The sequence below is a fragment of the Beggiatoa alba B18LD genome, assembly GCF_000245015.1.
Lineage (GTDB): Bacteria > Pseudomonadota > Gammaproteobacteria > Beggiatoales > Beggiatoaceae > Beggiatoa > Beggiatoa alba.
The window spans coordinates 1-9,006 of record NZ_JH600071.1 but is presented as its reverse complement, the minus strand read 5'-3'; the positions used below and the strand labels follow the sequence as shown (position 1 = coordinate 9,006).

Sequence of the window (9,006 nt, the reverse complement as noted above, 5' to 3'; positions counted from 1 at the left end):
ACATCGCTACAGGTTTAATGCTTTTGACTGGCAGACGGTCAACAGAGATTTTTAAAAGCGCAAATTTTGATTATGTTGATGAAAGTCATGTTATTTTCACAGGTCAATTAAAAAATACCCGTTGTGGTGTGGCAGTCCATAACGCCCGCGATTCTTTCGTTATCCCTGTTTTAGTGAATGCCAATAGAATCGTAACGGCTTTAAATAAAGTCCGTTCTATGAAGCCGTTAAGTGATAAATCAGAAAATGAAGTTAATTCTTTAACTGGTAGTGCAATCAATAAAGCGGTTAAGCGCAATTTAAACGGACATATTAAACGCGCTATTAATCAGTCTATTGATAGCCTTGTTGATTTTAATCATTTAGAAGCTAAGGCGTTACGTAGCATTTACGTACATATCGCACAAAGAAAGCACGCGCCCTTATCGGTTTTAAATACTTTTGCAACTGATGTATTAGGACACGCCACAAAGCAAACAGCAGAAAACTATATGCAATATATGCTTAACCCTTTAGAGAAATAATTTTAATCATAGCACTATATTGTTGCTGACAGTAATATAGTGCTACGCTATAATTGTTTCCATAGTAAGCCATTAATCACTTCTTTAGAGGGTTTTATCATGTCAACAAAAGCAATTGATATTTTCAGAGTTTCCACCCGTAACGCAGAAATTGCCGAAAGTTTTAAACAACGCATTGAAAATGCTAAGAAATTAGCGGGCGTTAAAGTAGGCGCAAATATTTCTAGTGATTCAGAATTGCTTGATTTCCTTTTAAGTTCTCTTGAAAAAGAGAACGATACGGAAAAGTTAAGCCGTAATGAGCAAAATACTTTACGTATTCAAGAGCTTGTCAAGAAACAAATGGATTTAAACGCAACTGATAACGCTACCGTTTTACTTGGCAATAAAACCGTATTCGTTAATAAGCGTTATATATCAAGCGCATGGATTCAAAAAGAGTTAGGCTGTTCTTATGTCGCTATCAAATCATGGTTTGATAATCCTGAAAATCAAACCATGTTAGATAAACACCATGTTAAACATGGAATTGACGCGAATCATAACCGCTTAATTGCAAAGATTGAAAAAAATATGTCATTGGGTAAGGGTGCATAAATGGCTACTGAGAAACCGTTAAAAATTGAGACTTCCCCCCATAGGGGGGCGATTGAAGCGAAAATTTTGCAGGGTGATAGTTATCAATCTATTGCTGATTGGTGCAAAGAATCGCTAGATATGGATATATCCCATATGTCAGTAAAACGTTTTGCTGATAAACACGGGTTGGGTGAGAAGCGAGAAACAGGGGTTGTAAGCGGCTTATCTGATGATGATATGCAGGCGATTATCGACGGGCGTGAGGATAACATACAGGTAGAAATACCTATATTTAACAACGATAGCGAGTTAAAAGACTTTAGCCATAGAACAATTAAAGAGATTTATGCTTATCAGTTGGTAGTCATTAAACACAAAATGCTTTCCTATATGCAGGGTAAAGGACGCTATCCAGTAAATGAAATTACGGGATTAAAAACGATTCTTGCTTGTTTAGGGGGATTAACGGACGGTAAAGACGGCGTTATTGATAAGGATAAGTAGTTTTTATAACGTGTTAGATAACGAAAAGCTGATACGTACTTTATACGTATCAGGTCAACAGACATTAATTAGCTATTTTAGCTAAAATAGCTATAATGTTTAAATCTCAATACAGAATTCAATTATGCTAAAAATAAACTTTAAAACAAAAAAAGTTATTGATTCATTTAGAGAATTACCCGCAAAACAATATAAGCAAATAGTAAGTGCTATCTTTGAGTTAGCTTTAAACCCTAATCAACATGACATTAAGCTATTGAAAGGCTATGAAAAATATAAGTTAATGCGTAAAGATGTAGGTGAATATCGCATTGTTTTTAGACATGATGAAAGTGAACTTATGATTGTTGTTATTGGAAAGCGTAATGATGACGAAGTTTACAAAAAGCTAGAAAACTCAAATATTTGAAATTATTGCAAGGGGGTGTATATGCAAATTAACGCAACTGAATTAAAAACACGATTAGGACGTTATCTTACTTTATCGATAAAAGAGCCTGTTTTTATTGAAAAAAGTGGCAATCAACATGCTGTGCTAATTTCATCAGACTTATACAACAAATTAATCGCCCTTGAAGATAAATATTGGGGTGAACTCGCTTTACAAGCTGAAAATGATGAACCTTTTACAGGTGATGCAATGGCAGAATTGCTGAATATCGCCACTGAAAAAGGAATAAACCTTGATAATCACAAGGCTGTTGAAACTTATAAAAATCAGAATTATGCCAAACACCATAAATAAACAAGCAACAGCAATTGAAGATAGATATTGGGGTGAATTGGCTATGCAAGCCAAGAGTGAGGGCGTTTTTAAAGGTGATGCAATGGCAGAATTAATGCGTATTGCCAAAGATAAAGGCGTGTCCCTAGACACTAATGATTAAAAAGCAGTAATATAAAAACGCGGTGCAATAAATTACACCGCGCCCGCGCTTAAGAACGGATTGAGCCCCGTTAATAAGCACTTTGTCCACACTGCGTAAACAGTATGCACACTATGAAAATTATACAGCACATCTACGTCTATAAACAATTGAAATTGTTTATATTTCTATTGCTGTCTGTTTGCTCATTGTGGTTTATTAAACTTCACTTTAGAGCTTACAGATATGTACGCAAATACTAATCAATATCCCGCAATACACGCAAGCCCTAACAATTCCATTGCACCAGCTTTGCACGTTATTGGTGTAGCTATGCTGTTAGTCGGTATTGCTACGGCTATCTATCTATATCAATCTTTTGCAGTCACGCCCTTCGAAAAAGCAATTTATGGTGCATTCGGTTTTTTCTTCTCGCTTCTCAGTGGCGTTTTACCCGTTGCGAGTCATCACTTGAAACAAGCGGGTTATGGTTCTCTTTCTATTGTTGCATGGCTTATTTGGTTGTCTGTTTGCTTCACTATTGGCACACAGACACACTTAGGCTTTATGGCTTACTCACAAGCCCATTTTGAGCAGGAAACCGCAAAAAATAGTATTGCCTCACAAGTTGCTAAGAATGATTTAGAACAGGCTAATAAGCGGATTGATTCGCTTGCGATTGATGAAAGTGTGGTTAATGAGTCTAAAGCAGTGATTGATGATATTGAACAGCGTATCAATGGCATTATTAGCAGTTACAGCGGGTATATGTCTTATAACGACGGGGTATGCACGCCAAAGACTGATAAGAACGGTAATCAATTTAAATCGCGGGCTATTGAAGCATGTAGTCAAATACAGCCCTTGCTTGCTGACTTTAATAAACACAGTGGTGTTGTCTCACAATTCAATCAGTATCAGCTTGCTTTAACCGCTAAAACGCAAGCATTAACCGATATGAAATCGGCTGGTGTGGTGACTGATAGCGATAGCCTTGTACATCCTTTATTTGTCACGCAAGCCCGCTTAGTCTCGTTTAGCCCTTCCTTAATGCAATCGCTATTTCTCGCTTTTTCGGCTGTTGCGTATGAAGTCTTAACCGCGCTTGTTTTGCTGTTTGCTTCTAAGTTATCCACGCGCCCTGTGCATTATGCAATGAATCATGCAACAGGTTATCAGGTCAATACACAACCTAATCATCATCATGCTCAATTGCCAAGTGCAGGCAATCAACAGCTAACCAATGAAGGCAATCAGCATGATGATAGCCCGCGTCTAGCTGATGATAGCCAAAAAAAAAGCACATTGAATAATGCACCCTTGCATGATGCAACCGTGCATAACGCAATGCGTAACGCATTGCATAACGCAAGCCCTGATACGGCTAATAATGAGGCTTGCACCACTGAGAACACACCGCTTGATACGCCCTTGCATGATGCAAGCGGTAAAAAAGTAGTTGGGCAAACTTATCAATGCGTGCAATGTGGCAATGATTATAAAGCCCGTACCGTGTGGCAAAAGTATTGTCCTGATTGTGGCACGGCTAAACGCGATAAGTTTAAACGGGCTAAAGGCTAGGCATTTAACCGCGCCCGCTTACTTGGAGCGGGTGCATTTAAGGGGGATGTATGGTTACAAAAGAAATCGAAGGTTTAATCTTTAATATTCAGCAAAATATTGAAGTTATAAAGATTTCTTGTATCGGTATGGGTTGGGAAATCTTAGGTAGAAGCGTCAGGGAGAAAAAAAACAACGAGTCAGCCGAAGCGGTAGCGAATTTAGCCGATAAAACCAATGAACTTGTTGATAAATTGGTTTTTTCTTTACAAAAAGGGGGTAAAGAATGAGAAAAAAAGCCAGACACACAAAACTCGAATTGAGTACAGAATCTTCGTTTTTTGGCTTGCGTGCAAAGTTGCTACTCATTGAAACAGCTTGCAATAGATTAAACGAATCTAATATTCAGGATTCATCTTGTCTATCTGGTTCAACAGTATTCGCTAGTGACGGTATAGCCCACGTGGTAGCACTCGCACTAAATGACCTAAAAGCAATTGAAAAAATCATTGCTGATTCATTTTAGTAAGTTTGAAAGTGTCCAAACGTTTGGACACTTTTTTGTCATTTTGTGTCACTTTGTGGGACACTTCTATTTTTTTATTACTTTTTAAATAATTAAATTTATAATTATAATCAAACGTTTATTATTTATTTATTTAGTCGCAATAAATAAGCCAAAAAATAACACTGGTTTGTTGCAGAAAAATATAAAATGCGAATTTTATGTTTAAAAAAGTACAGCAAAAATAATCATGTTATACATGTTTATATAAAAAATTTGCGTTTCTATTTTTTCATTTTTCAAAAATTTAATTTTTCTCATTATTATTTAAATTACTGTTTTTTATAATTTTTAAAATTTAAATTTTGCTTTTCTGATTTAACTTTTTTTTACGTATTTTTGCCGTTAAATGTATAAATTAATAATTAAATTTCTTATTTTATAACGTTTTATAGTAGAATAATGGTTGCGTAAATGGTAACAATTCAGGGTGACTATAACTATGAATACGTTTTTAAGACTTGGTAACGAATTTATTAGCTTGAATGACTTGATGCACGTCAAGCCAAACGACGACTTAACTATTGATTTTTACTATAAAAGTGGTTGCGCCCCCGCAGGTATTAACCCCGTAACCATTAAACCCAACGATACAAATGAACACGTTAATTTTCTTAAAGAAATTGAAGAATATTTGTGTTAAGCCGTGAAATGCTGGCTTCCAATAGGCATAAAAAAGCCCTGAATTGCATTTTTTCGAGGAATCAATTCAGGGCATGGACTCTAAAAAATTCGTATTAAGCAAGGGGAATTGCTTTATTAACTAAGTGTTTATTATAACTCAATTTTATACGAAAAAGCAAGGGTTTTACTGGTAATAAAACCCTCGTTTAATAGAATAGAGTAAATGTAAATGTTTTTAAATACTTGTAAATATTTACATAAAGCAATAAATGCTTACTAAGCAATTCCTTACTTGCTCAAATATGAGTTAATTCAGGTAAGGATTTATTATGAATTATCAACAATGGTTAATTGACAACCAACTTTCTATAGAATCAGATATTTGTACTCACGCGCTTAACTGGTTAAATCAACAAGCAAGTGCAGATAATCACGATACAATCAACGCATTATCTTGTAACACTGATGATTTCATAAAGTTATCAGTCAACGGAAAAACCGCAAACAGTAAAGCGGGTTACAAAGCAACAAAAACCATACAGCGCAATAAACCCGTTTTAAACGTGCTTTATAACCATTTTAAAAATGGTAAATCTACATATCAAAGCACTACCCGCGTAAAAGAGTTATGGGAAGCGTTTAAACTCAATAAACAGCCTTTACAGGCTGAGAACCCCATTACACAAACCATTCCTATATCCACATCAAAAACCACTAAATCAACAGTTACCAGCGACTTAACAAAGTTTGATAAATTGCCTGTAACGGGTATTAGTGAGTATCTAAATCGTAAGCAGATAGCCGTTAAATTGCCTATAGAATTACGTTTTAGCAACGATAAGCTAGGCAAGTATATAGCCCTATTAGTAACTGATATTGAGGGTAATAAACGCGGTTTACAGCGTATTTATGACAATGGCGATAAACGCTTTAGTACAGGCTTAAAAAAGCGCGGTGGATTCATTGCCATTGGTGACTACACAACAGCCCCAAATATCGCTATTTGTGAGGGATTCGCAACGGGTGCAAGCATACACCTTGCGACGGGTTACGCTGTTTTGTGTGCTTTAGACGCGGGCAATCTTGGCAATGTTGCGATTAATTTAAAATCTTGGCTTACCACTAGAGGAAAACATGCTGTTAATGTTGTTGTTTGTGCAGACAATGACATTAATAATTCTGAGAATGTGGGATTAAATAAAGCCCTGAATGTCTGCCAAAATACGGGTTTTAAACTTGCCTATCCTAAATCTAATAGTGGTACAGATTTTAATGATTTACATATCGAGTCTGGTTTAGAAGCAATTAAGCCGTACATTGATAATGCAACGGTAGAGAACATTGCAACTAACTTGTTGCTAAACGACGGTGAATTATTGGCTATGGGTAAATCTGCACTGGTAATCCTAGCTAAATCTGGTTTTTCTTTAGGTTACGATAAGGTACTGGAAAAATTTAGAGTTTACAAAAGCGGTAAATGGGAAATAGTAAAAGATATAGCCCATTTATTAATTGACTGGATTAATGCACATACCAATGGGGGCGAATTCAGCAAGTCATGGTTAGACGGTACATTGTCTGTATTATCTAAGAACTGCATTAAAGACTTCTCTACACAACTCAATAATCATTTGATTCCCTTCAAAAATGGCGTTTTTAATATCAACACAAAAACGCTACTTTCTCATTCACCTGATTACTTGCTGACTTGGCAAATACCACATGATTATTCAGCAAGTGCAGATTGTCCAAAATTCAAAAAATTCCTATTTGAATCCGTTAAGCATAACGACGTGGTGCAAGTGCTACGTGCTTATATTAACGCGGTTATTTTTGGACGTTCTTATTTACAGCGTTATCTTGAACTAATTGGTGCGGGCGGTTCTGGAAAGTCGACATTTGGTGATGTGGTTATTGGATTAATTGGGATTGAAAATCATAAATCTACATCGTTTCATACACTTGAAGAAGATAAATTTGAGGTTGCCAAGTTAGTCGACAAGAGACTCGCTTATTTTGCAGACCAAAATTCTTTTGCTAAATCGGTAGAGATGTTTAAGCGTTTAACGGGTAAAGATACCTTACCAATCAGATTGATGCACAAACAGGATAATCCTGATTGCGTGTTTAATGGCATGGTTATCGTAACTGGTAATGAGCCGATTAAAACAACTGATAACTCGAGCGGATTACATCGACGGCGGATACTGATTCGTTTTGATAACCAACCTGTTAGAAATGAACATCTTAGAGACGAATTAATTGCCGAAAGTTCAGGCATTGTTAATTGGGTTATGGAATTAACCAGCGACGAGGTTAAGTATCTAACAAGCCAAAATAACGCAAGTGAAATCATGCAAATGCAAAGCATGGATAATTTAAAAGCAGTTAATCCATTAGCAGAATTTTTTGCTGATAACACACAAAATTGCGTTAATGCTATGGTGCAAGTTGGTGTTCTTAATAAACAAGTTGTTACGACTGAAAATGAACTAGGAGAACGCATCACTTACACCAAATATCTTAACCAAGATATTCATTTATACCCTGCTTACGTAGTGTGGTGTGAATCCACAGGCAGAAAACCCGTTGCACACAATACTTTCACCAATCAAGCTGTTGATGTTCTTAAGAATATTCTTAAGTGGGAAGGTGTCGAAAAACGTAAAACAAACAAGGGCGCACAAATTCATGGGGTTAAATTAGTGATGGCTAGTGACGAACTTTATATAAAAAGTGATGGTCTAGTGACGGATAAAATCGTTGTGGGTGATGAACTTAACGAAAATGACGGACTTTCTAGTAATTACTACACGCGAGATAATGAAAATGTAATCTATCCTGAATTTTCTAACTCTCCTATAGGAGTAATTCCAAAAAGTCCGTCAAGTCCGTCACTTGATAATAATCAACAGGTTAGACCGTCACTGACCATCACTAGCCATCACTTACCCGTCACACGTCCTATTAAACTTTACCCCTCAGATTTAAAATTCTGGGAAAAACAAACAGCTAATTTAAATCATGCTGAAAAAGTCGAGTTAGCCAGTGAGTACGATAAGCAGTATCAATCTGGCTATGACAATGAAGAAAGCGTGCTTAAAAAATCTAATATAGGACGGCAAGTTGCAAATACTTGGTTGCGCGAAAACGTAGGCAAGTATAGAAAAGTGTAAAAAGTCGACGTTTGTCGTTTTGAGCGACAGACAAAAACAGGTAATGTCGCTTTTTTAAGAATTAAAAAATTGATTTTATTGATAAAGGTTTTTGAAAAAGCGACAAGACGACCGACAAATTTTGTGGAAAATCGATAAATTTTCACTGTTTGCACGTCCAAAGACGACCGCTTAAGCAGTGTTGTGAAAGAACCTATAAAGAATTAAATGGCGAAAATTAATAGTGATTTTTCAAAAAAACGAATATTTTTTACAAGAAAAGCGGGTTAAATTCGCGTTTTTTTCAATTTCAATGAGTTACAGAAAACGCTGTAAACCGTTATAAATGCGCTTCTTTAGGTGCTTTTTAATCAGCTTAAGAACTGTTACCCCCCACTATTTCGCCGTTTTATGCGTGTTCTTATCCGCTATAGTGTGGATAAGTACGCGATAGTACGTATAAAAAATAATTAGCGTAGCGAAATCTGATTTTAAAAAACTCATATCTAGTGAAAACTCGCAAGTTTTATAAACCCGCGTTTAATTGGCTAGTAAGAACCTAAGCACAATGGACGCGCCTGTTACGCGCCCACTGAGACATGCCGAATGGACGCGCCTGTTACGCGCCC

The 9,006-nt window shown here is 36.3% G+C and carries 11 protein-coding genes; all 11 read left to right on the top strand.

Translation table 11 applies throughout. The features are described 5' to 3' along the window. Positions 1-524: protelomerase family protein (locus BEGALDRAFT_RS17620; protein ID WP_002692454.1), on the top strand; the 524-nt coding region annotated here is incomplete at its 5' end. A gap of 99 nt (positions 525-623) precedes the next feature. Beyond that, entirely contained in the window at positions 624-1,121 is a 498-nt protein-coding gene (locus tag BEGALDRAFT_RS17615; RefSeq protein WP_002692452.1) for a hypothetical protein, read from the top strand. After that, a complete protein-coding gene (locus BEGALDRAFT_RS17610) occupies positions 1,122-1,607 on the top strand; it encodes a hypothetical protein (protein ID WP_002692450.1) in 486 nt (161 codons plus the stop codon). It begins immediately after the preceding gene. Positions 1,608-1,731: 124 nt separating this feature from the next. Then, complete coding sequence (locus tag BEGALDRAFT_RS17605) at positions 1,732-2,016, top strand: type II toxin-antitoxin system RelE family toxin (protein ID WP_002692448.1); 285 nt, start codon at positions 1,732-1,734, stop codon at positions 2,014-2,016. A 21-nt stretch (positions 2,017-2,037) separates the two neighbouring features. Continuing rightward, on the top strand, positions 2,038-2,352 hold the full coding sequence (locus tag BEGALDRAFT_RS18630; protein ID WP_002692446.1) for a type II toxin-antitoxin system Phd/YefM family antitoxin: 315 nt from the start codon (positions 2,038-2,040) through the stop codon (positions 2,350-2,352). After that, positions 2,333-2,494, top strand: coding sequence for a hypothetical protein (locus BEGALDRAFT_RS19315; RefSeq protein ID WP_002692444.1), 162 nt, complete (start codon positions 2,333-2,335; stop codon positions 2,492-2,494). The genes BEGALDRAFT_RS18630 and BEGALDRAFT_RS19315 overlap by 20 nt, the downstream gene beginning before the upstream one ends. Positions 2,495-2,719: 225 nt before the next feature. Beyond that, the gene (locus BEGALDRAFT_RS17595; RefSeq protein ID WP_002692442.1) at positions 2,720-4,054 is read left to right on the top strand and encodes a hypothetical protein; all 1,335 of its coding nucleotides are present in this window, start codon (positions 2,720-2,722) and stop codon (positions 4,052-4,054) included. Between the two features lie 50 nt (positions 4,055-4,104). Continuing rightward, a complete protein-coding gene (locus BEGALDRAFT_RS17590) occupies positions 4,105-4,323 on the top strand; it encodes a hypothetical protein (RefSeq protein WP_002692440.1) in 219 nt (72 codons plus the stop codon). Then, positions 4,320-4,559: a hypothetical protein gene (locus BEGALDRAFT_RS17585; RefSeq protein ID WP_002692437.1), complete on the top strand. Its 240-nt coding sequence runs from the start codon at positions 4,320-4,322 to the stop codon at positions 4,557-4,559. The genes BEGALDRAFT_RS17590 and BEGALDRAFT_RS17585 overlap by 4 nt, the downstream gene beginning before the upstream one ends. A gap of 481 nt (positions 4,560-5,040) precedes the next feature. After that, positions 5,041-5,241 (top strand): hypothetical protein, encoded by a 201-nt coding sequence (locus tag BEGALDRAFT_RS17580; protein ID WP_002692435.1) that lies wholly within the window; start codon positions 5,041-5,043, stop codon positions 5,239-5,241. Between the two features lie 310 nt (positions 5,242-5,551). Further along, positions 5,552-8,398: a phage/plasmid primase, P4 family gene (locus tag BEGALDRAFT_RS17575; protein ID WP_002692433.1), complete on the top strand. Its 2,847-nt coding sequence runs from the start codon at positions 5,552-5,554 to the stop codon at positions 8,396-8,398. Positions 8,399-9,006 lie beyond the last annotated feature (608 nt).